This window comes from Brumimicrobium aurantiacum, from assembly GCF_003402975.1.
GTDB lineage: Bacteria > Bacteroidota > Bacteroidia > Flavobacteriales_D > Crocinitomicaceae > Brumimicrobium > Brumimicrobium aurantiacum.
On record NZ_QURB01000006.1, the window covers coordinates 43,521 to 66,276 of the forward strand.

17 protein-coding genes are annotated in these 22,756 nt (G+C 33.4%); 8 read left to right on the forward strand and 9 right to left on the reverse strand.

Annotated elements, in window-relative coordinates:
* The first annotated feature begins 1 nt into the window (after nucleotide 1).
* From DXU93_RS10085 to DXU93_RS10115, 7 genes are all read left to right on the forward strand, one after another.
* Nucleotides 2-700, forward strand: a complete 699-nt coding sequence (locus DXU93_RS10085) for a Dph6-related ATP pyrophosphatase (RefSeq protein ID WP_116881167.1) — start codon at nucleotides 2-4, stop codon at nucleotides 698-700.
* Nucleotides 701-835: 135 nt separating this feature from the next.
* Nucleotides 836-1,876 carry a tetraacyldisaccharide 4'-kinase gene (gene lpxK / locus DXU93_RS10090; RefSeq protein ID WP_116881168.1) on the forward strand — a complete coding sequence of 347 codons (1,041 nt, stop codon included), beginning with the start codon at nucleotides 836-838 and terminating at the stop codon, nucleotides 1,874-1,876.
* Nucleotides 1,857-2,669 (forward strand): purine-nucleoside phosphorylase, encoded by an 813-nt coding sequence (locus DXU93_RS10095; RefSeq protein WP_116881169.1) that lies wholly within the window; start codon nucleotides 1,857-1,859, stop codon nucleotides 2,667-2,669. The genes lpxK and DXU93_RS10095 overlap by 20 nt, the downstream gene beginning before the upstream one ends.
* Nucleotides 2,670-2,687: 18 nt before the next feature.
* A complete protein-coding gene (gene gatB, locus DXU93_RS10100; RefSeq protein WP_116881170.1) occupies nucleotides 2,688-4,151 on the forward strand; it encodes an Asp-tRNA(Asn)/Glu-tRNA(Gln) amidotransferase subunit GatB in 1,464 nt (487 codons plus the stop codon).
* A gap of 1 nt (nucleotide 4,152) precedes the next feature.
* Nucleotides 4,153-5,397 (forward strand): TlpA family protein disulfide reductase, encoded by a 1,245-nt coding sequence (locus tag DXU93_RS10105; protein ID WP_116881171.1) that lies wholly within the window; start codon nucleotides 4,153-4,155, stop codon nucleotides 5,395-5,397.
* A 13-nt stretch (nucleotides 5,398-5,410) separates the two neighbouring features.
* The gene (locus tag DXU93_RS10110; protein WP_116881172.1) at nucleotides 5,411-6,526 is read left to right on the forward strand and encodes a TlpA family protein disulfide reductase; all 1,116 of its coding nucleotides are present in this window, start codon (nucleotides 5,411-5,413) and stop codon (nucleotides 6,524-6,526) included.
* A gap of 11 nt (nucleotides 6,527-6,537) precedes the next feature.
* Nucleotides 6,538-7,320: a UDP-2,3-diacylglucosamine diphosphatase gene (locus tag DXU93_RS10115; RefSeq protein WP_116881173.1), complete on the forward strand. Its 783-nt coding sequence runs from the start codon at nucleotides 6,538-6,540 to the stop codon at nucleotides 7,318-7,320.
* A 134-nt stretch (nucleotides 7,321-7,454) separates the two neighbouring features.
* Here DXU93_RS10115 and DXU93_RS10120 read toward each other — a convergent pair whose 3' ends face one another.
* The 4 genes from DXU93_RS10120 to DXU93_RS10135 form a co-directional block, all read right to left on the reverse strand.
* On the reverse strand, nucleotides 7,455-8,825 hold the full coding sequence (locus DXU93_RS10120; protein WP_116881174.1) for an exonuclease domain-containing protein: 1,371 nt from the start codon (nucleotides 8,823-8,825) through the stop codon (nucleotides 7,455-7,457).
* A 123-nt stretch (nucleotides 8,826-8,948) separates the two neighbouring features.
* Nucleotides 8,949-9,497: a hypothetical protein gene (locus DXU93_RS10125; protein ID WP_240623451.1), complete on the reverse strand. Its 549-nt coding sequence runs from the start codon at nucleotides 9,495-9,497 to the stop codon at nucleotides 8,949-8,951.
* 97 nt (nucleotides 9,498-9,594) lie between these two features.
* Entirely contained in the window at nucleotides 9,595-10,851 is a 1,257-nt protein-coding gene (locus DXU93_RS10130) for a hypothetical protein (RefSeq protein WP_116881175.1), read from the reverse strand.
* Between the two features lie 148 nt (nucleotides 10,852-10,999).
* Nucleotides 11,000-11,929: a hypothetical protein gene (locus tag DXU93_RS10135; protein WP_116881176.1), complete on the reverse strand. Its 930-nt coding sequence runs from the start codon at nucleotides 11,927-11,929 to the stop codon at nucleotides 11,000-11,002.
* Between the two features lie 235 nt (nucleotides 11,930-12,164).
* On the opposite strand from DXU93_RS10135, the gene DXU93_RS10140 reads away from it, so the two are divergent.
* Complete coding sequence (locus DXU93_RS10140; RefSeq protein ID WP_116881177.1) at nucleotides 12,165-13,124, forward strand: YihY/virulence factor BrkB family protein; 960 nt, start codon at nucleotides 12,165-12,167, stop codon at nucleotides 13,122-13,124.
* A gap of 136 nt (nucleotides 13,125-13,260) precedes the next feature.
* On the opposite strand, the gene DXU93_RS10145 is transcribed toward DXU93_RS10140, so the two are convergent.
* From DXU93_RS10145 to DXU93_RS10165, 5 genes are all read right to left on the reverse strand, one after another.
* Nucleotides 13,261-13,731: a MepB family protein gene (locus DXU93_RS10145; protein WP_116881178.1), complete on the reverse strand. Its 471-nt coding sequence runs from the start codon at nucleotides 13,729-13,731 to the stop codon at nucleotides 13,261-13,263.
* 9 nt (nucleotides 13,732-13,740) lie between these two features.
* On the reverse strand, nucleotides 13,741-14,334 hold the full coding sequence (locus DXU93_RS10150) for a hypothetical protein (protein ID WP_116881179.1): 594 nt from the start codon (nucleotides 14,332-14,334) through the stop codon (nucleotides 13,741-13,743).
* Nucleotides 14,335-14,393: 59 nt separating this feature from the next.
* A complete protein-coding gene (gene tamL / locus DXU93_RS10155; RefSeq protein ID WP_116881180.1) occupies nucleotides 14,394-16,679 on the reverse strand; it encodes a translocation and assembly module lipoprotein TamL in 2,286 nt (761 codons plus the stop codon).
* Complete coding sequence (locus tag DXU93_RS10160; RefSeq protein ID WP_116881181.1) at nucleotides 16,679-21,760, reverse strand: translocation/assembly module TamB domain-containing protein; 5,082 nt, start codon at nucleotides 21,758-21,760, stop codon at nucleotides 16,679-16,681. The genes tamL and DXU93_RS10160 overlap by 1 nt, the downstream gene beginning before the upstream one ends.
* Nucleotides 21,761-21,942: 182 nt before the next feature.
* Entirely contained in the window at nucleotides 21,943-22,407 is a 465-nt protein-coding gene (locus DXU93_RS10165; protein WP_116881182.1) for a hypothetical protein, read from the reverse strand.
* Nucleotides 22,408-22,756 lie beyond the last annotated feature (349 nt).

The window sequence follows — 22,756 nt, forward strand, 5'->3', positions numbered from 1 at the left end:
TATGCAACACAAACCAAATGCTGTTTTTAATTGGAGTGGAGGAAAAGATTCTGCATTAGCTCTTCATAAAGTGCTTGAAGAAAATCAATTTGATGTCATTGCTTTACTGACAACTTTTAATGAAATTGATGAAAGTTCATCTGGTCATTCTGTTCCAATTTCATTTATAAAAAAGCAAGCAGAAAGTATTGGAATTCCCCTGTATCCTGTGATGATCGATAAATCTCCGGGAGATTATGAACGTAAAATGATGGAAGTAGTTAGGCATTTTAAAACAAAAGATGTTCAACATTTTATTTTCGGAGACTTGTATCTTGACGAAATCAAAACGTACAGAGAAAGTAAATTAAATCCACACGGAATTGAAGTGGTAGAACCAATTTGGGGACAATCACCAGAAGAAACAATTCAAGCATTTTTAGCATCTGGTTTAAAAGCCAAGATTGTAACAATACAAGGAGATAAATTAGGAAAGTCTTTTGTAGGAAGAGATATTAATCAAACATTGATAGCGGATTTACCAAAAGAGGTTGATGTTTGCGGAGAGAATGGAGAATTTCATACTTTCGTTTATGATGGACCAATTTTTCGAAAAAAAGTAGATTTCGAAATAGAAGAGGTTTATCAACTCACTTTTGATGTGAAAATGGAATCAGGAGAAGTGAATACATATAAATATTGGCAGGCCAGGTTTGTTTAGTATTGATCTGTAGGGAATATGTTGTATGATTTTCCATTTAAGGTGAATTAATGAGCTTACTAAGTTTTTTTTCTTAATTCTTAAAAACATCGAATATTACTTCTTGAAACCTTCAAATTTCCTATTTTTATCACAATGTTTTTACTCCGCATAATTTTATTTCCATTTTCTTTAATTTATGGCTTAATCATGGCTATTCGAAATTGGCTTTTTGATCGAAATATCAAGCCAGTAATGAAGGTTGATTCTGCTGTGATTTCAGTTGGAAATTTATCTGTAGGAGGGACAGGGAAAACTCCACACGTTGAATACTTATTGAGAAGCTTATCACAACAATTTAAAACTGCTGCTTTATCGAGAGGTTATGGAAGGAAATCCAAAGGATTTGTTGAAGTTTTGTCAAGCGCAGAGGTGACTCAAGTAGGGGATGAAGCCTTGAATTATGCTCAAAAATTTGATGGAAAAATCAATGTAGCAGTCTGTGAAAAACGCGTTGAAGGAGCACAACAATTATTGCAAAATCATCCAGAAACAGAGGTTGTAGTTCTCGACGATGCCTATCAACACCGATACATCCATAGAGATTGTAATATTTTACTGACAGAATACAACAAGCCTTTTTTTAGGGATTTTGTGTTGCCTGCTGGACGATTAAGAGAGTTTAGGTCAGGAAAAAAACGTGCTGATGTTGTAATTGTCACCAAATCTCCTCAGTCGCTTGAACAACGCCAAAAAGATAGCTTCATTAAAGGTTTAGGTATGCCGAATAGTGTTCCGGTTTTCTTTTCTGAAATTGCCTATGGGGCTATGATTTCCTTACAAACAAAGGCTGTTAAAAAGGCGTCAGAAGAAGTGTTGTTGGTCACTGGAATTGGAAATCCACAACCCTTAATTGAGCATTTAGAATTAACTTCAAAAGTGACGCATTTAAAGTTTGGAGATCACCACGATTACACAATTAAGGATATTGAGAAAATTCACAAATTATTTGATACCTTTGTCTCTGCTGAAAAAATGATTGTAACCACAGAAAAAGATGCGGTGAGATTATTGAATTCAGCTTTGAAAACAAAACTTGCTGATTATCCTTGGTACTTCCAAGAAATGACAGTGAAGATAGATGATGAATCAAAATTATTAAAGAAAATATATAGCTATGTTAAATCAAATCAATGAAGCAGTAAAATATCTTCAATCTCAAACTGAAGTTAAACCACAAATTGGTGTAATACTAGGAACTGGATTAGGAGGATTGGTCGATGAAATAGAAATTACAAATAAGATTTCTTACGAAGACATTCCACATTTTCCTGTTTCAACAGTTGAGGGACATAGCGGACGATTGATTTTTGGTCAATTGGGAGGAAAGAATGTAATGGCCATGCAAGGTCGTTTTCATTTTTATGAAGGTTATACTTTACAACAATGTACATTCCCTGTTCGTGTCATGAAAGCATTGGGCATTGAGCGTTTGATGGTAAGTAATGCATCAGGAGGAGTAAATCCAGATTTCGAAATAGGAGAAATTATGTTGATTAACGACCACATTAATTTGTTCCCTGGGAATCCATTAATTGGAAAAAATCACGATGAGTTAGGACCTCGTTTTCCTGATATGAGTGATGCTTACGATGTTGAAATGATTGAATTGGCTGAGAAAATTGCTGGTGAATTGGATATTCGTATTGCAAAAGGAGTTTATGCAGGATTAACTGGACCGACTTTGGAAACGCCAGCAGAATATAAGATGATTAATATTCTAGGTGCAGACGCAGTGGGAATGTCAACAGTTCCTGAAATTATTGTGGCACGCCATATGGATATTCCTTGTTTTGCGGTTTCGATCGTAACAGACTTAGGTGTTGAGGGTAAAATTGTAAAAGTAACAGCCCAAGATGTAATTGATGTTGCAAAGCGTCAAGAGCCAAAAATGACAAAAATTATTAAAGAATTAATTGCTAGAGTTTAAACACATTTTTTAGAAAAGATGGTATCAGAGGAGGTAAAAGCAACGTATGAAGCGGTAATTGGGCTAGAGGTCCATGCCCAAATGTTAACAAAAACCAAAGCGTATTCAAGTGATGCAAATGAGTATGGTGCGCGACCAAATACAAATATTAGTGCAATTACATTGGGGCACCCAGGTACTTTGCCAAAAATGAATAAGAAAACGATTGAATATGCAATTAAACTTGGTTTAGCATTGAATTGTGAAATTGCAGAGAACCAGCATTTCGATCGTAAGAATTATTATTACCCTGATTTACCGAAAGGATATCAGATTACACAAGATAAAACGCCAATATGTGCAAATGGTTTTATCGACCTTAAAATGGAAGATGGTACGGTTAAGCACGTTGGAATCACGCGTATCCATATGGAGGAAGATACAGGGAAAAGTATTCACGATGTGGATGTTTATGATTCTCTTGTTGATTTAAATCGTGCAGGAACTCCTTTGTTGGAAATCGTAACAGAACCAGATATGCGCAGTGGTGACGAAGCTTATGTTTACCTAACAGAAATTCGTCAATTGGTGCGTTACCTAGAAATTTGTGACGGTAACATGGAAGAAGGTAACTTACGTTGTGATGCCAATGTTTCGGTGCGTAAGAAAGGTTCAAAAGAATTTGGTCGTAGAGTAGAGGTGAAAAACATGAACTCTATGCGAAATGTTCAACGCGCCATTAATTTTGAAATTGATCGTCACATTGAAGCGATTGAAAATGGAGAAGAAATTGCACAAGAAACACGCTCTTTTGACGCCGTGAATTTAAGAACAATTTCTATGCGTACGAAAGAAGATGCAAATGATTACCGTTTCTTCCCGGAGCCAGATTTACAACCTTTACATGTTTCGCAAGATCAGATTGATGCCATAAGAGCTGAAATGCCAGTTTTACCTAAAGCACTTTTTGAAAAATACACGAAAGAATTAAAACTTTCAGAATATGATGCAAACAATATTATTTCAACAAAACCATTTGCGGAGTACTTTGAAGAATTAATTAAATATACAAAAAACTATAAATCTGCTTCCAACTGGATGAACGGAGAAGTTCGTTCTTACCTTAACCAGCGTGGTGCGACGATCGAAGAATTTCCTATTCAACCAGGGAAATTAGCAGAATTGATAGAACTTATCGACAATGGACTTGTTTCAAACTCTGTAGCTGGTCAAAAGTTGTTTCCTGTTTTATTGGAGCAGCCAAATGAATCACCAAAGAAAATTGCTGAAGAGTTAAATTTAATTCAAGATAGTGATGAAGATTCAATTTCTGCGGTAATTAAAGAGGTAATAAAACAACACCCTGCCGAAGCTGAACGTTATAAAAACGGAGAGAAGCAATTGGTAGGATTCTTTATGGGTCAAGTAATGAAAGCATCAGGTGGAAAAGCCGACCCAAAATCAGCAAATAAACTGATGCGTCAACTTTTAGAAGAAAATTAGTATGATTAAAAAAAGTATTTATGTCCTTTTATTGAGTGCAAGCTTTATGGCATGTAGCTCAGAAGAAAATGAAGTGAAAACCAATGACGATTCGGCAGTTGAAACTTCAACCTCACAAGAAAATACATCAGGGAACTTAATGAAAGACCCTAATGAAGTACCAAATGTAACGATTAATGGAGTGTTGAAAAATGGAGCTAAAGCTACTTTAGTTCTAGAAGCCAATACTGACAGAGGTACAATTGTGATTAATAAAGTGACTACAGATGCTGATGGTAATTTTACTCTAAAAGGAGCTATCGAAGGAATGGGCTTGTATCAACTTCGTCTTGCTGAAAGATTGAAGGAAAATCAAGAACCTAAGGTTATTCCACTGACCTTAACTCCTGATGATGAGCTTTCGTTAACACTCAATTTCAATGATTTTAATAGATCAGTTGAGTACAGTGGAACGGAATGGGCTGAGCCATTAAATGGGTATATGACTGAGATGAATAAGTATATCGATTGGCAAATGTCAATTGTAAATCCACAGCAATACAAGCAAGAAGATTTGATGAAAATGGTGATGGAGAAAAAAGCACCAATGGATGCTTATATTGTTGAGGAAATTAAAAATGATCCAGATAATCCAGCACATATTTTGTTGATGACCAACCTAATGCCAATGATGGGATACGATAATTATGATATTGAGAATCTTAAAATGTTGAAAGAGGTTCACAAGGCATATGAAGAAAGTTATCCAGGACACCCAATGACAGCCAATATAGGAAGTCAGGTAGCACAATTGGAACAAGGGTATAAAGATTATAAGGACTTTAAGGAGAATAATATTGCTCCAGAAATTTCATTACCAAATCCTGAAGGAGAAACAATGAATCTTTCTGATTTAAGAGGAAAATATGTTTTGATTGATTTTTGGGCTTCATGGTGTGGACCTTGTCGCGTTGAGAATCCTAATGTGGTTAGACTTTACAATAAATACAAAGGAGATAAATTTGAAATTTTCAGCGTTTCTTTAGATAAAGACAAGGAGAAATGGAAAAAAGCAATTGATGCTGATGGCTTAATTTGGGATTATCACGTGAGTGAATTGACAGGTTGGGATACAGACTTAATTCAAAAATATCAATTCAATGGTATACCTCATACTGTACTCATAGATCCTGATGGTAAAGTTATCGCAGAAAAACTAAGAGGTCCAGGTTTGGAAAGAAAATTGCAAGAATTATTCGGAAAATAAACAACACAATAATATGATACGTACATTCACATTACTGGTATTTACACTACTTACGACATTAGGATTTACACAAGAGAAAGAGACGCTTTTATTGAAAGGTCAGATTTTTAATACAGAAAGTGATACCCTTAAATTGGTACAAAATGACGGAAAACAAAACACCGTTGTTGAACATATCTCTTTGGATGAAAAAGGCTTCTTTGAGAAATCTGTAGAACTTCCAAGTCATGATTTTTACGTTTTAAGCTTAGAGGATAACCAAGGAGTAAACTTTATTTACCAGGGGGAAGACACGTTGAAAATATATGGAGATGGTTCAAACTTACTGCAACACACAAATATTATAGGCTCGCCATCGAGTACAGCCTTGTTAGATTTTGTGCGTATCAACACAGCATATAAAGCTAAGCTTGATTCGGCTAATAAATATTTGCAGGCCAATAAATCTCAACAGAAACAAATTCAACAAGATTTTCAACCGGTTTACCAAGCCTTTATGGGGCAGAGAGAATTATTTATTCGTCAGAATGGAGATTCACCAGCACTGATAGGGGTAATTCCTTCCGTAAATACTGATCAAGAATTCGAGTTGTATGAATCTATTGTAAAGCAATTGGGAAATAGTTTTGGAGAAAGTCCAACCATCAAAAGAATTCAAGCAGAATTTGAGGTGAACAAACAAAAGAGAATTAAAAACATGCCAATAGCTCCTGGAGATCAAGCTAAAGAAATTGCTTTACCTAATCCAGAAGGCGATACTTTAAGATTATCAGATTACAAAGGAAAAGTTGTTTTACTCGACTTTTGGGCTGCATGGTGTGGACCTTGTCGTCGTGAGAACCCAAATGTTGTGAAATTATATAAGCAATATAATGAGCAAGGATTTGAAGTGTTTTCTGTTTCTTTAGATAAAGACATCGATAAATGGGAAGCAGCTATTGCCCAAGATAATCTAATTTGGGATGGTCACGTTTCTGATTTACAAGGATGGAGATCATCAGCAGGAAAAGACTATAAAGTTTCTTCAATTCCATTTACAGTGCTCATTGACCGTGAAGGAAAGGTGATTGGTACAAACTTTAGAGGTGAGGCACTAGGAGAAAAGTTAAAAGAAATTTTTGAGAATTAAGTCATCTAAGCATGCCAACATCGGGTAAAAAAATATACTTCGCCTCAGATTTTCATTTGGGTGTTCCAACATACGAAGCTAGTCTGAAAAGAGAGAAATTGATTGTTCGATGGCTCGATGAGGTAAGCAAAGACGCGGAAGCTATATATCTTGTAGGAGATATTTTTGATTTCTGGTTTGAATATAAGCATGCTGTTCCAAAAGGATTTGTTCGCTTGCAAGGAAAAATCGCAGAACTTACCGATAATGGAATAGAGGTTCATTTTTTTACAGGAAATCACGACATGTGGATGTTTGGTTACCATGAAAAAGAATTGGGAATTAAAATGCATCGCGAACCTATTTCATTTGAAGCACAAGGAAAGAAAATTTATATTGGTCATGGGGATGGATTAGGTCCAGGAGATCATGGATATAAATTTATCAAGAAAGTTTTCGCGAATAAATTCTTTCAATGGTGTTTTGCACGTTTACATCCAAACTTTGGAATTGGAGTCGCTGATTATTTTTCACGTTCAAGTAGGGCAAAAGCAGGAGACTCTGATGAGAAATTCCTTGGTGAAGAAAACGAATGGCTTGCAATTTACGCCAAAGAAATTCTAGAAAAAGAACATTACGACTATTTTATATTTGGTCACAGACACTTACCTATCGCGATGGAGGTTGGTGAAAAAAGCAAGTATTACAATTTAGGAGATTGGTTAAAATACTATACTTACGGTGTTTTGGAAAATGGAGCGTTTCATTTGAAAATTTATCCCGGGAATGAAAGGTATAAAATGAAAAATGAATAATGTAAAATTAAAAACGGTGTTAACGCAATTTTTAATTTTACATTCATTATAAAAACCAAAAAGATCAACCCTTTTTAGGGAAGTAAACTATTCGTAATTGACTATTTCGTAATTAACTATTCCGTATTTGATTCTTAAAATTTCCGAATCTCAATTCCTTTACCAATCCTTACCATGCGACTGATGATCATTCGAATGTCTCTGTCTTCCGGATAGTGGTCAATGCATTCCTTCCAATTTTTAATACTTCCATCATCATTTTGTTTTGATAAATAGCCAAATCCAATGAAGGTTCCTTTTTCTATGAGGATTAATCCCAATTCCATTTGATTTCTTCCGCGATCTACAATGAAAAAGTTATCCAATTCGAAATTCATTCTATTCAATAATTCTTCGACTCGAAGATTGTATTCGGCTGGACTTTCTTCTCCAATACACGCCCCTTTACATTCTTTCGTGTGGTATTGAAAACATGCTGTTTTTGTAGGGTAAAGACCAACAAGCTTTTTACATAATTGATGATTGATAACAGCATTCTCTAGAAAATTGACACCTTCTTTTTTATTGAAAAAAGTTGTGATTGGCGGTGTATTTCTATTTTTAATTAAATCTAAATGCAAATTGATATAAGCATTTCCATCCTCAAAAGTAAATAATCCATAAGGGAACTTATCCTTTCTCAATTGACGGTTGAAGGGTGGTTTGTATTTTTTTATAAGGTTTGATTCATGAATAAGGGCAATTGTTTCAGAACCTGTTAATTCATATTCAACACGTACAATTTCTTTAGACATGTTGATGGCCTTTTTAGATTTTGTGTTTTTTAAATGTTGTTGAACCCGACTCCGAATGTTCTTACTTTTTCCAATGTAGATTAACTTATTGTGTTCGTCATAAAAACGATAAATTCCGATGTCTTTGGGTAAATCTTCAATTACATGGTAATCTAGTCCAGGATGCAAGTGTTTTGGAATTAAATCAGACTGAATGTTTGTCTCTAATTTATTATTATCCGTTTCTACCAATAAATGAAAGAGTTCCACTGTAGCCAAAGCATCGCCACGCGCTCGGTGTCTTCCCACCAAACTAATCCCTAACTCGTTTGTAAGTTTCCCCAAACTGTAGGAGGCATGCCCAGGAATAATTTGACGAGAAGATTTAACGGTACATAAATATTCCTTTCTGAATTCGTAGCCTAATGAGCGGTATTCACTGCGTAAAACATTGTAATCAAATCCAACGTTGTGTGCCACAAAAATAGCGTCACCAATAAATTCAATAATTTCCTTCGCGATTTCATAAAACTTAGGCGCTGAATCCACCATTTCATCATTAATTCCGGTAAGCTGAGAAATGAAGTAGGGAATAGGTCTTTCAGGATTTACAAGAGAAGTAAATTCATCAATAATCTCATAACCGTCTGTTAGGAAAATGGAGATTTCTGTAATTTTAGAATTCTTGATACTTCCTCCCGTTGTTTCTAAATCTGTAATTGCATAAAGCATTTTGCAAAAGTACGGAAATTGAAAGAAAGCATTGAAATGGAATTCATTAAAATGTAATTATAGTTGACAAGAAATAAAAAACCTTCAAATATGATTCTTTAAATGGTAATTTTTAAAACTTAATTAATTCATTGTAGCTTGATGCCAAATTGTTTCTGTCTTATCTAACTTTCTTCCCTCTTCAAAACCGAGGAATTGATCATTACCGTGTTTTTCTGACCAAAAACCATGAAGGATTTCGTTATTTAAAAGTTTATAAACGACAACGCCTTTGAAAAGTTCTCCTTTAAATTCAGCTTCTCCTTCATAAAAGAAGTTGACAACGAGTGTGTCACCATGATAAAACCCACTTCCTTTTTGTATTTGTTCGCCATTGATCACCCATTCTGCATGTACTCTTATATCACTTATTTTAGCAATATGTAAGAATCCAAAATATCGACCATGTTCTTCATCTTGATTAAACCCAATAATGTTGTAAGAGCCTTCAAAATCTGAGATGATTTTAGAAGTATTGTTTGTTTTAAATTTGAATTGATCAACTATTGCTTCTCTTTTTAGTATTTCCTTTTGAATAGTTTGAATTTCCTCATTAGAGAAACGGTCTGTGTTATGTAATGCCTTTTTAGAATTTTCAAACCATTGAGCGATTTCTATTTTTAAATTTGACATTTCTTTATTTTGTTGATGGAAAAGTTGAGTTTCAGAATTCTTTATTTGAATCTTCTTAAGGTGTTGATTGTTATTTCTATCTCTGATTTTATAATATTTATCTATATTTTAGATAGAATATTGAAGCCATGTTGATTCCTTTTTTATCACCTTCTGTGGAAATCAATAAATCGCCATTTTCATGAAACTCTAATCCTTCTGGTTTATAGTAAACTTCTGGCGAAAGTGGGATAACATTGATTAACTTCTTATTCTGATAAATTGAAATCATTTGGTCTTCAGCAGAAAGAATAAACAAACTTCCTGTAATTGGATGTCTGGCAATTGCGGAAGGATTAAATTGTAAATTCACGCTGTTGATTTCAGGATAATGTTCCGAAATATATTTTCGCAATTCTGGGATTTTTATTTCCAAATAGGGTGTTGGTTTGATAAAACGATTTGCGCTCGTTTTGTAAATCATCCTCGAAGATTCTGGCTTGTCGAAAGATGGCCCTTTGCAAACCAAATACAAAGAGTCATTTTGATAGAATAATCCTTCAATATCTAAAGAATTGGTTTGAATCATGCGTTCAAATGCTAAAGTTTTGGTTTTTAGATTATTCACAAAAATATTCCCATCACTTCTTAAAACATAAAGTAAATCATCCATTCTTGCAATATCCTCGAAATCTCCAACATCAGTAAATCTAATGGTTTGAGTGATTTTTCGTTGATCAAAATTATATTCAAAAATAACACCCAACTCATCTTGAATCGCATAAACACTATTGTGATCTGAGCGTGTAATTCCAGAAATTTCTCTCAAGATATCGGGCATTTCATATATACTGTCAGGCTGATAAAAGTTATAATTTTCCACTTGAAAGGATTCACTTTCTTCTATGGCAGCATAATCGATGTGATGGTCTTTGTTTGGTGTTTTTACCTTATACTTTTCTCCATCATTGGTGAAGTAAATATTTTGTTCAATGCCTTCTTTAAAAATCTCAACTTTGATGTATGATGTGTCATTGGTTTTTACTTTCGAAAACTCTTCCAATTTCCAACCTTCGTATTTTTTTGATAATTTCTCTTTTATTTTTCCAAAAGGTACTTCTGTTTGACTCGCATTACTTTCTAAAAATAACATTTCATCATCAAGAATTCCAACTTCATATCTTTTACCTTCACATAAATACTCAACTTCAATGTAGCCATCAATCGTGGTTTCAACTTCAAGTATGTCAGGATTATTACATTGAGCGTAAACCGTTTTCATATATCCAGTGCTTTCTGTTTCTTCTTGAGAAGACTTTTGATCACCACATGCTGCAAGGAATAAAAGCGGAATGAAAATAAGGGATTTGTTCATCTTGATTGAGTTAATAATAAATTAAAATCAAAGCTGTTTATATTTCGAATTTTAAAGTTAAGAAAATATAGCATGTGATTAACATTCTCGTTTAATGAAATAGTTTTTACAACACAAATTAAATATAGTTGAAAGTGCTGATTTTTAATTAATAAGGTAAGCTATTGTATAAACGTTGAAACTGATTGAAGTCAATAAAATCAGGATCTAATTTTTTGTTTTTAATCAATTGTTTACCCGTGATTTTTTGACCGTTTTTGAGGAGGTAATTTAAATGTGGATCAACTACTTTGAAATCAACATAGGCACATTTTTTAACGCCTTTAAAGAAAAGCCACCTCTTTCCTTTCTTAATTTTACCGATTTTAGGATGAAGTAAATACCTATTTAATGGCATCACATTTTTATAGCTAGGACCAAATCTAGGCATAGGATCGGGATTCAAAGCCCCTTTATTTTGATAATATAAATCTACTATAGATTCATTTCCCTTGAGGATGATATTCTTTTTGTCATAATGACTTACAATGTTCTGACTATCTTTTTCTAATTGAATTTCAATGGGTGTGTATTCTTGATTTGATAAACTGGTTGAAAAATGGCCTCCAAGGTTTACTTTAGGAATAGTAACTCCTTGTCTGTTACCCTCTGAATTGGAGGTTACAACAGGTTTATTCTGGAAAAATAGATTTCGTCTTATCATGAAAAACACCTCTACTTTTTCAGCGTTTGTGAGTATAGCACAATGTCTCATTTGCGTACTGAGACCAGTGTAGCGCCCTACAATGGTATCTTTATCCCTCACTACTACTTGTAATTCATAGGGACGATTTTGATCGGGGAAATCATTGAATGTTCCTATTGTATCTTTCCATGATAAAGAATAGGAATTGATTTGTTCACCATTTACTTTGATTTTACCTTCAAAAATTACACTCAATTGTATTTCTAAATCCGGAATATAATGTGGAACAGTTGAACTGGTGTTTCGTTTTACAATCTGGGCATTTAGAGTAAAACAAAATAAAGTGATTTGCAAAATTAGAAGCAAACGAATGAAATATGGAAAGTGAATCATGTGATACCGTTTAATTATCATTCTAAAATTAATTATTAATTAGTTAATTTAAATCCTTGAGTAGTTTTATAATTTAATGCTTTTACAAGAAACCTAGGTAATGCAATAGGGGATTGATGACCATTGATAAAGATAGTTTAGGAAATTTTATGGTTTTTATAAAAAGCTATAAAATTTGACTGGTGAAATCTTTTATCTTTAAAAGGAATAAATTTTCTAATCAATAATACGCCAAATGATAAACAAAATAAAAGACTTTCTAAAACCTTTCATTGAAGTAGTAAAAACGATGATAGATGGTTTCGGAACTCACGGAGTAATGACCTTCGCTGCAGCCATTGGATTTTATACCATTTTCTCGTTACCAGGTTTGTTGGTTACGATTATAGTTGTTGCAGGTTTTTTTCTTGGAAAAGATGCTGCATCTGGTCAATTAACATCACAATTAGGAGAATTTATCGGAACAGATATTGCACAATCCATTTCTGACATTATTGTTCAAGTTGAGGTTGGAGGAGATGGAACACTTCAAACCATTATTGGTGTGGGAACACTTGTTTTTTCAGCAACAACTGTTTTTATGAGTTTACAGGAAGGACTCAATAGAATTTGGGATGTTGTCGCGAAACCCAAAAGAGGGATTGTTAAGTTTTTAATTAATCGTGTTTTATCTCTGGGGATGATCGTAGGAATGGGTTTCATTTTTATTGTTTCTTTAATTAGTGATACTATTTTGGAGATTTTCTTCAATCAAATTCAAAAATTAATCGGAGCGGAAACAAGTTTTCTTCTAGATATTGTTTCAACAGGTCTTTCATTTGCCATTATTTTTCTGATAATAGCCATGATCTTTAAGTTCTTACCTGATGTGAAATTACGTTGGAAAGATGTAGGAATGGCTGCTTTAATTACTGCTGGTCTATTTGTACTAGGTAAGTATGCAATTCAAGTTTATCTTTCAAATAGTTCCTTTTCAGAAACATATCAAGCCGCTGGATCAATTGTTGTTTTGTTAATTTGGGTTTATTATTCAACCGTTGTAATTTTATTGGGAGCGGAAATTACACGTGCCATTATGATTTATAAAGGTCGTCCAATTCGACCCGCAAATCAAGCTCAAAAAATCGAAATTAAACAAGTGGATTACGATACTTATAAGTCTCAATATTACCACACTGAAGAATCAGAGGAATAAATTAGAAGTTGATGGATATAAGTTTTTGAAGTAAGTGGTTGAAACCACTTTGGATGATACTCAAATATCTATTGAATGCGGGATGAATCCCACATCAATAGAATCTTATAAAATTCCTTTTCGACTTCAAGCGCATTTACTTAATCAATTCATCGAATTGACTAAAATATTGAACTTGCCATTCTTGAGTTTTAATGGCTTGTTTACTAGATAAATCCTTTTCCCATGGCGGATAAACACGAAATCCTCTTTTTCCATCATGGAGCTTAGAAGCCATGATTTTATTTTTTAGCAGCGCCTCTTTTGGAAAGGTGAAAACACCTTGAGCATTCTCCGTTATGGAGAGAATAATAAAATACGCAATGTCGTCTTTGTCATGATAAGGTGCAGTGATTCCTTCAGTATTGCGTTTCCAAACTGTTACAAATTGACCTTTCTTGGTTGGTGTAGACTTAGCCTTTCTGAAAATGGCTTTCTTCTGATTATACAAGGCTTGATGTGCCCAATACTCTTTCCCTTCTTGCTCAGCAATATTTATGTCAATTCGAGTGCCTGTCACTTTCGAAAGTTTCAACTCTAAATAGGAGATGGTGTTTTTCAATGTCATGATGATGAACTAAAAATTGAACATTTTCTTTTTTCTTGGAACAAATTCAATTTCATATTTCAATCTTTTTTGTCCTTGTTTATTGTAATAGACTTTCGATTTTTTGACATAATCTTGAGTCAGTTTATTACTGAGAAAGGAGCCAAAAATAAGGTAGGCTATAAATGGTAAAAGCAATAATAATGGATGAATTTGGATGAAGTCAAAAGAATCTCTCGGAATTACAATCATTATGAAAATGATTCCACAAAAATTGATCGCGTCAATGGCTCTTGGATAAAACTTAATTGCTCCGTAGGAGAGGACAGAAACTATAATAGGTATCAATAAAAATGAGATGAAACTTAGTATTCCATTTTGAATAAGTGATTGAATTGACAAGAATATTGTGGAAAGTATGAACAGAAAAGTTAAAATTAGATAGAAAGTCATTTGAGTTTTTAGTTCTTTTCGTTGCTCAAGTGTTGGAATGTTCTTAATGGTATCAGCAATGGTTTCATCATCAAGATTGCTCATTTGCTTCATCAACTCAAAAGTAGTTTGCTTGGATTCTCCAGAATTAATAAATTTATATGCTTCTCGTCTAATTTCCCTACGTTTCATTTTCTGCGGTAATAGTGTAGCCCAAATATAATATGAAATCTCGGAAATAAAGCTTCAATCTAAAAAGGATAACCAATCGCAAAATTAAAAACAGGAGCATCGTATTCGAATTCCCAATCTGCGTAAGGTCTCTTTATTGGTGCAGCAAAATCAAAACGAATTACGAATCCTTGAACATCTACTCTTAGTCCAACTCCTGGTCCAATTCCTATTTTATTCATAAAATCTGAAGTGAATTTTCCTCCTGGCAGAGCTTCGTTTTCATTTTTTAGCCAAACATTTCCTGCATCAACAAATACAGCTCCTTTTAAGACTGAAATTAATGGGAAACGGTATTCTAAATTGGCCTCCAAACGAATGTCTCCCGCCTGATCAAAATATCCATTTTCATCGTTTTCTGGCTGATATGATCCGGGACCAAGAGATCTAATTTGAAAAGCACGAACGCTGTAAGAACCTCCAGAAAAATATTGCTTTACAAATGGTAAGGCTGTTGAGTTTCCATAAGGAACTCCAATTCCTCCAAAAACACGACCAATAATTGTATTTCCTTTTCTGTCTATATCGTAGTGGTAACTAAAATCAACATCACCTTTAACATATTGTGCGTATTTCAATCCCATAAATGTTTTAATTCCATCATCCTGCATTTTACCAATTAGATTTACGGTATTTCCCGCGAGATCAAAATTCATTTTAAAATTGATTTTCCCTTTTTTCTGTGAAACGTTTAATTCATTATAAGTAAAAGAATAGGTGAGTCCAGCAATAAATTGTTGTTCGAAACTTCTTCTAAGAAATGGATTGTCATCTAAAATAGATTCAAATTGCTCACTCGTATTTCCTAATCTTACATAATCAATTTGAAATGGGTTTAATTGGTGAGTAACATATTTGTTGGCGTTCCATACATATCCAAATGAGGCAGAGTAGGAGTTCAAGGTATATAAATTACTTCTGCTGAAATAGTCAAAACCTAAACTAACTTTCGTTTTTGGAATCGAATATCTGAAGTATTTATCTAAATCTCCTGGAAATATTAATCGGGGAAAGCTTAATGAAGTTTTTAACCCCGTTTGTAAACTACTCGAGTTGTCAGTGTCTCTTCCCAGCTGCTTTTCATATCCGAAACTTCCAGTTATAGAGAAGTTTTCTCCACCTCTAAAAACATTTCTGTTGATGTACGTTAATCCTAAATTGGGTCCTGTAAAGTTGTTCGACTTTGTAACACCTTGTAATTCTGCTCTTAAGGATCGTTTGTTCAAAGGAGAAAGTGATATTTTAGCATTTAATTCCCGATGCCACAAACTGTCTTTTGTTGTAGGCTTAACTTCATTGTAATCTATATTTACAAATTTATATGTTCCAATAGAAGAGATTCGCTGACTTGTATATCTTGATTTCACAGGATCGTAGCGTTCATCAGGATTGATTAAAATAAAAGAATGCAATTTTTCGGGTTTAAAAAAGATATGTCCTTGAATAAATTTTACTTCCTCAATAGTTACTGTATCTATTCCAGGTTTTGAAGTGCCTGCAGCAGCATTTGGGTATACTTCAACTTTTTTAATTGTATATGGAACTTTAGACTTTTGAGGAACACCCTCTTTTAGTTTTAAATATAAATTATAAGTTTTGTTTTGATTTAAGTTGGTATCGGCTTGAAAGAGAATGAAGTTTGAGTTGAAATTGTAATATCCCTTGTTTTTAAGGTATTGATCTATTCGATCTCGTTCAGCCTTGAATGCACTCAAATCGTATCGACTACTGTCTTTTAATATGGTTTCTGATAATGCGTTTTCAAGTTCCTCATAAATTGGATAGTTTCTCGAGTCCTTTAATGAATCTACAATAATTGAATAATTTACCAATCGATATGGTCTACCAACAGTGGCTGAGAAATCTGTAATAGCTGTTCTTTTATTACTGTCCTTTTTGATGTTGGATGAAATAGTACTGTAGAAAAAGCCACTGTTTTCTAATCTGTTTTCAATTAATTCTGTAGTGTTTTCAATTCTTACATCCGAAAAATACGCTGGTTCTTCACCAATCTTTCTATTTAAGAAACGAACAATGAAATTAGGGTCTTCTTTCTGAGCTTTATAGTGAAAATAAAGTTTAGGGTACATTCCCAATACGCGTGTGTTGGGCTCTGGATATAGTAAACTCTGGAGTTCTCCTTCCAATCCTGAAGTATTCTCAAGTTCAACAGTGTCTTTCACACTCACAGTTCCACCGCGATAAAGATACTCTCCTTCAGGAATGAATTTCTTCACGCTACAACCGCTCAAGAGAAGAGCAATTAAAGCGAAAATGATATAATATGTTTTAGAATTAGTTTGCATTAATTTGAATCCGATTTTTCTTCTCTATTTGTAGCTTTATTATTATCTTCATTTTTAGGTTCTTCTTCCTTTCTAGGTTTTGAACCAAACAATTCATTGAAATGATTAAACTGTCTTTGGAAAATCAATGCGATTCCGTTAACAAATACCTGACCATCAATTACATTTTCATATTCACTATCTCTATATCCTTTTAGCCTCCATCTTCCATCTTCGGTTAATAAATATTGAATACTTGCATTTCCAACCACTGAATTCTCTTGTCCGGCTTCTCCTTCAACATTAACAGTACTTCCGACACTTACAATTAATCTGTCATCCAATAATTTCTTTTGAGCAGTAACATTTAAATCGGTACGTTGTTCAGCTGTTTCTCCTTGGTAATCGGTATAACTATTTAATCCAAAATTAAGCTCAACTCCAGTGTTCCCCATCAATTTATCAGAATATGTATTCAATTGATCGGAAATTGCTTGATTAATATTTTTACGTACAATACTAGCAGTACCACCAGAAGAACCATCTGATCCAGGATTTGGATAGAATTTTTTAAGTACTAATAACGAGAAAACTTGCTTATTTAAAGCGTCTTCTTCATTATTTAATTGTTTAATTCTACTGTAAACAGTTCCATCAATAGCACCTTGATAATCTTCAGGCATTCCTAAATTGAAATTTAACCTTGGTTGATCTATTTCTCCATTCACATTTAAATAAACCAAGAAAGGCAATTGCTGACGGTATTTGTTTTTAACCTCCTCACTTGAACCTGCAGTTTGCGTGGCCATTAATGATGTTGCAGAAGTTTCAACTGAATATTTAGCGGTAACATTCATTTCAGCATCCATTGGACCGCCTCCAGACCATGCAATATAACTACCTCTTTCAAGCTCAAATTCTCGTTTTACAAGGTTGTATAAACTCAAATTGTAATGCCCATCATTAATGTTATAACGTCCACTTAATGTTGTTCGACCGTTGTCTTCCATTTTGAAAATTAATTCTCCATTTCCTGCAACCTTTAGATTGTCACCTGTTTGAGGATCAACAATTACATTAAATGTAGCGCCTTTATCGATTTTTAATTTCGCATTTAAATCCATACCGCCAAATGCAACAACTTCAGTAGAATCATCTGTTCGTGTTAAAATATTATCTGGATTTTCCTTATTTACAAATTCAACAATTCCATCTCTACTTTCAAGTTGTGCTTGTGCATCAAGTAAAACATAAGTGAAGTTAGTGTTTTCATTAATACCTAAATTCACATCAACTATTGGCTTATTTAAATTTCCTTTAATCGTTCCATCAATGTCAAAGTTTAAGTCTCCATAAAACTCTTCATTGTCTTTCTTTGTTGAACTAATGGCTTGGAAATTATTCGCTTTTAATCCTAAATCAAATTCAGGATTGGCTAAATCTTCCGTTAAAATAGAACCGTCTAGTGTAAATTTATTGTTTTCCTCATCTTCAATTGTGAATTGGCTAAAAGCAATTTTTGTTTGATCTAATTCAATTTTATCCTTACTCAATTTAAATTTAGAATCTAATTGCGTTACGTTAAATGTTGCATCATTAAACTGAATGTCTCCTTTGTATTTTGGCTCGCTAGGACTTCCTTTCAAAGAAATATTTCCATTAATATTACCGCTAGCATCGTCTAAACTTTCACCAGCTAGACCTGCAATGGTCTTCATTCCAATTTTATTGAGATTAATTTTAAAATCTAAAGGATTAAGGGAATCGTTTAAGGCATAATCACCCAATACTTCTAAATTGACATCTTTTCCTTTTAAGCTTAAATCTATATTGTAAGTGTTGCTTTGAACCGACTTTGCTTGGAGTTCTAAATTTCCTAATTCAGTTTGTAAAGCTGCTAAATCCTCAATTTTGAAATCTGTATTGAGTCCAAGTTGGTCAAATGGATCGATTACAACAATTTTTCCTTGTAGCTGACCTGTTGCGATTAACTCTTCTTCATTCAATAAAGCCATGATGTTTTCTAATTTAAAGTTTTCAAATCCTAAACCGATATTGTTCTTTTCTGTTTGGATTAAATCATTGGCAATACGTACTTTTTGATTTCCTTGACTAAATACAAAGTTTTGAGCAACTATTTCTTGGTCTAAAAATTTAAGTTGGTTGTCTTCAGGAATAGACCAGTTTTGACCTTGGAAAATGAGTTTTTCTGAATCGAAATGTATTTTTAAATCTTGTCTCAAGTCCGATAATTCTGTTTTTACAACATAAACTTCTTCCTCGCCATCAAAGGATTTAAAGTTTAAGTTCAATAAGCTGTTTTTTAAATCACCATCGAAATAGGAACGTTTCATTTGAATTGGACCAGCGCTCAATTCAATAAACCCAAATTTGAATTTGGCATCTTTTGCTCCTGAAACAAGTGAGAAATCTAGACTGTCAATTGTGTTTTCAGAATAATTTATGAATGGTAAGTTTAAATTGGCTTTTAAATCTTTTTCTTCTTCATTGAATTTTAAATTAAAATCTAAAGTGTCCATTGTTTTAATCTCAGGAATGAAAAGGCGAGAAATGAGCTTCGTATTGGCAAAATTCATATCCATCTTTAACTTTACAGGGTCTTGAATAGAATCTTGTGCAATTATTGAATCTGTAAAGTAAGCCTGCAATTGATTTTGAATAGCTGTTGCAATTTGCTCTGGACCTGAGTTTGAACGTAAGTTTCCATTTAAGAAATTACTATTGATATCAAATGAAGTACTGTCCTTTCTGATGTTTGCCGCAATGTCAACTTTACCTAAGTACAAATTCTCCTTCTCATAGACTGCGACTCCTTCGGTTAACTGAGTGTCAAACTTGAATCTTTCCGCATTTCCTTTAAAATTGGCCTGCATCATTAACTTTGCCTTTATATCTTTATTGGTCACACCTAATGCCATTAAATCGGCTCCATTAAGGTTTAAATCAAGTGCTACTTCAGGTGAAATAGAATCCAATTCTATTTTTGAGTCAATAGCTAAATCTAAATTATCGTCTAAATAATTAATGTTAACTGTTCCTTTTCCACTGTTGAGATTACCATCCAATTCTAAAGCAGAAAAATCATATCCCGATAATTCTAATTTTGAAAATGTTGAATTTAATTCCGCATTCATAGTATTGATGGTACTTCCTTTTCCTTTGACATCCATATTGAAAGCTATGTTTCCTATTTCAGGATTTTTGAGGATATTACCAACAGCCAAATCTATTACTTCAAGTGTGGCATCAAAAGATATTTCATTTTTGTTTTTAAATCCACCATTTAAGCTCACTTTTCCTTCAGGTAAAATAAGATCTGTTTGTGTGGTAATATCTTCTAGGCTACCTTTCAACTGACTACGTAAAACAATACTTTGAGGAAGCTGAATTCCTAATTCTTCTTCAGCAATGATTTGATTAATGTCTTTTTTGTTTGATTTGAATTCGAAATTTTGAACATCTGCATATAAAGCATCTGGATCCGTGAGGTTTAAAAATTGACCTTTCGTTTCAATTGAAGTTTGATTTCCCCAATTGACGATAAAGTTGTTTAGGTCTAATTTTGATAATTTCCCTTCGGCATCAATCGCTCCATCAAATTTTTTAGCACTTAATTTCTTGATATATTCATCATCTTCTAATGCAGGAGAAAAGTAATAAGCGTCTTTTAAGTCGAGTGAAAAATCAGAAAGTTGTAATGTTAAGTATGCTTGTTCTGGAGCATCCATGAAATCTTGAAGTGAGGAAAATTGCGTTCCTAACTCAGCATTGATTTTACTATTGGGTGTTGCAACATTAAAATTTTGTATTTCAATTTGCTGATCGGCTAAACTTACTTCAAATCCAAAGTTGTTCAAAGTAAATCCACTGACTTCCTTAAAGGATAATGTATTGAGATTTAGAGTAGCAGCATTTTCTTTCGAAAGTTGAATGTCACTTGATTTAAAATTAAAATCTTTGAGTTCTATGTCATCTGGATTGAATTGATTTGGTGTGGCAACAGGATTTCCATTTTGATATTTAATGTGATTGTTTTCTAATGAAATTTCAGCAACTTGAACATTCCAATCTGGCCACACAAATGGTGCGTTTTCAAGATTTGTTGTATCACTTTGGCGCTCAGTTTTTGTTGTATCAACTGACTTTTTATTTACTGACGACATCATCAATGCTAAATCAGAATTGTTCAAAGTGAACTGTTCAACTTCAATCGCTTGATTTTCTAAATCGACCATGGGTACAGCAAGTTCAAGTTTTGATAAATCAATATTAGCCTCAATACCATCGGGGATAGAATTATATTCTGCCTTAACATTTTCAAGACTTAGGTTCCCTAAACTCAAATAGGGGAGTTGTGACGAAGTGGTATCTTCTTCACTTGGCGGGAATGCTTTGTTTTGAACATAACGAATTTCTGTGTTTGCAATTTGAATTTCTTCCACTTCAAATTTTATTTCAGCCAAATCAATATTGTCTCCTTCAAAATGAAGTTTTCCTAACTTTAATTCGGCATCCATTCCGGTAACTTCGTCTTTATATTTTACTTCAAAATTTGAAAAGTCAATATCACCTACTTGAATTTCCATAGATTCACTACTTGTGGTGTCTGTTGAAGCAGAAGTCGATGTTGTGTCTGAAGTAAAAGCGTCTATCAAGAATTGATAGTTGAATCCATTGATGGTGTCTTTTCTGTAAACATTTGCTGTTAGTCCATCCCATTCAACTCCGTCAATGGCAATTGGATTACCTGTAATAATAGGCCAAATAGGAATATCTGCTTGTAATGATTTTGAGTAAACAAGTGTATCTGACTTTTCATCTTCAACATAAAGTCCATCCAATAAAATATCTCCAGAAAATGTAATGTAAAGTTTATTGATGGAGAATTTGGTGTCTGTTTTTTTGGAAACAAATGAAGTAACTTCACCCACGATGAGGTTTTGTCCCCATTCACTCCGAACGATTAAAACAATAGCCATAAACAAAACAATAAGGATAGCGGCAAACCATGCCAAAATCCTTAAACTCTTTTTCCAAAATGGACGTTTTACTTTGTTTTCTTTCGTTTCTTTATTTCCCAAACAGGTAGTGTAAAAGTTACCCTTTAAAAATACGGTTTCTAGCGCTATTCAAGGGTGTACAGTAAATATGATTTGTTAAAAAGCATTAAGTTGTGAAATGAGCTCTTTTATCTCCTCTACAAATTCAAATATGTTATGTAAAGATAATATGTTTTGTGCTTCGTTTTTCCGTGAAGGTAAATTTAATACGGTCCAATGATTATGGCAATGAAAAAAGGATCAATTTCTCCATCTATTGTAATCAAACAATCAGTAAAACTCGTTGAATTACCGTAATAAACCTTGTCTTTTGAAACAGTGAAAAGTATATCTGTAAAACTTTGTGAGTCTCCTTTGAATATTTTTCCCTTATCAACAGTATATAACACATCAGTAAAGCTCGTTGAATTGCCTTTATAAATTTGATTTCCTTTAATTGTATATAAGATATCAGTAAAACTTTGAGAATCTCCTCTGTAGATTTTGTCATTTGAAATAGTTAACTCAAGTTCTGTGAAACTAGTGTTACTTCCGCGATAGACTTTATTGTCATCTACAGTATATAAAATGTCAAAATGATTATTTGAATTTCCTTTATGGAGTGTAGTTTGTGCTTTGACATTCCCAAAACAAAAAAGTAAAACCAAAGAAAAGAAGATTGTTTTCATGATACAAGTATTTTTATTTGCAAATTACTATTATTTAATTGTTTCTGTGATGACTTTTATAGATTATTCTAATTTCTCCGAGAACCGACAATATGAGTTGTTATTCCTAGATATTTTAATTCTTACATAATTATTATCCCAACCTAGAAAGCTAAAAATATAGAAGTTTATTAAGGATGAAAGAAGAAGAACAAACCGAAAATAATACCAAACCCTCAGCTATTAAATAGCTATCTTACATTATTTACACGTCCTAAAAGGGCAATTTATACTAGGCTGAGGACTATCCTCAGCCTAGTATGCTAAGTGTGAAACCGCGCCCTGAAGGGGCAGCTCAAAATTCACGCAC

Coding starts and splice junctions, on each gene's coding strand:
- DXU93_RS10085 (WP_116881167.1), top strand. CDS start 2: ATGCAACACAAACCAAATGCTGTTTTTAATTGGAGTGGAGGAAAAGAT.
- lpxK (WP_116881168.1), top strand. CDS start 836: ATGTTTTTACTCCGCATAATTTTATTTCCATTTTCTTTAATTTATGGC.
- DXU93_RS10095 (WP_116881169.1), top strand. CDS start 1,857: ATGTTAAATCAAATCAATGAAGCAGTAAAATATCTTCAATCTCAAACT.
- gatB (WP_116881170.1), top strand. CDS start 2,688: ATGGTATCAGAGGAGGTAAAAGCAACGTATGAAGCGGTAATTGGGCTA.
- DXU93_RS10105 (WP_116881171.1), top strand. CDS start 4,153: ATGATTAAAAAAAGTATTTATGTCCTTTTATTGAGTGCAAGCTTTATG.
- DXU93_RS10110 (WP_116881172.1), top strand. CDS start 5,411: ATGATACGTACATTCACATTACTGGTATTTACACTACTTACGACATTA.
- DXU93_RS10115 (WP_116881173.1), top strand. CDS start 6,538: ATGCCAACATCGGGTAAAAAAATATACTTCGCCTCAGATTTTCATTTG.
- DXU93_RS10120 (WP_116881174.1), bottom strand. CDS start 8,825: ATGCTTTATGCAATTACAGATTTAGAAACAACGGGAGGAAGTATCAAG.
- DXU93_RS10125 (WP_240623451.1), bottom strand. CDS start 9,497: ATGTCAAATTTAAAAATAGAAATCGCTCAATGGTTTGAAAATTCTAAA.
- DXU93_RS10130 (WP_116881175.1), bottom strand. CDS start 10,851: ATGAACAAATCCCTTATTTTCATTCCGCTTTTATTCCTTGCAGCATGT.
- DXU93_RS10135 (WP_116881176.1), bottom strand. CDS start 11,929: ATGATTCACTTTCCATATTTCATTCGTTTGCTTCTAATTTTGCAAATC.
- DXU93_RS10140 (WP_116881177.1), top strand. CDS start 12,165: ATGATAAACAAAATAAAAGACTTTCTAAAACCTTTCATTGAAGTAGTA.
- DXU93_RS10145 (WP_116881178.1), bottom strand. CDS start 13,731: ATGACATTGAAAAACACCATCTCCTATTTAGAGTTGAAACTTTCGAAA.
- DXU93_RS10150 (WP_116881179.1), bottom strand. CDS start 14,334: ATGAAACGTAGGGAAATTAGACGAGAAGCATATAAATTTATTAATTCT.
- tamL (WP_116881180.1), bottom strand. CDS start 16,679: ATGCAAACTAATTCTAAAACATATTATATCATTTTCGCTTTAATTGCT.
- DXU93_RS10165 (WP_116881182.1), bottom strand. CDS start 22,407: ATGAAAACAATCTTCTTTTCTTTGGTTTTACTTTTTTGTTTTGGGAAT.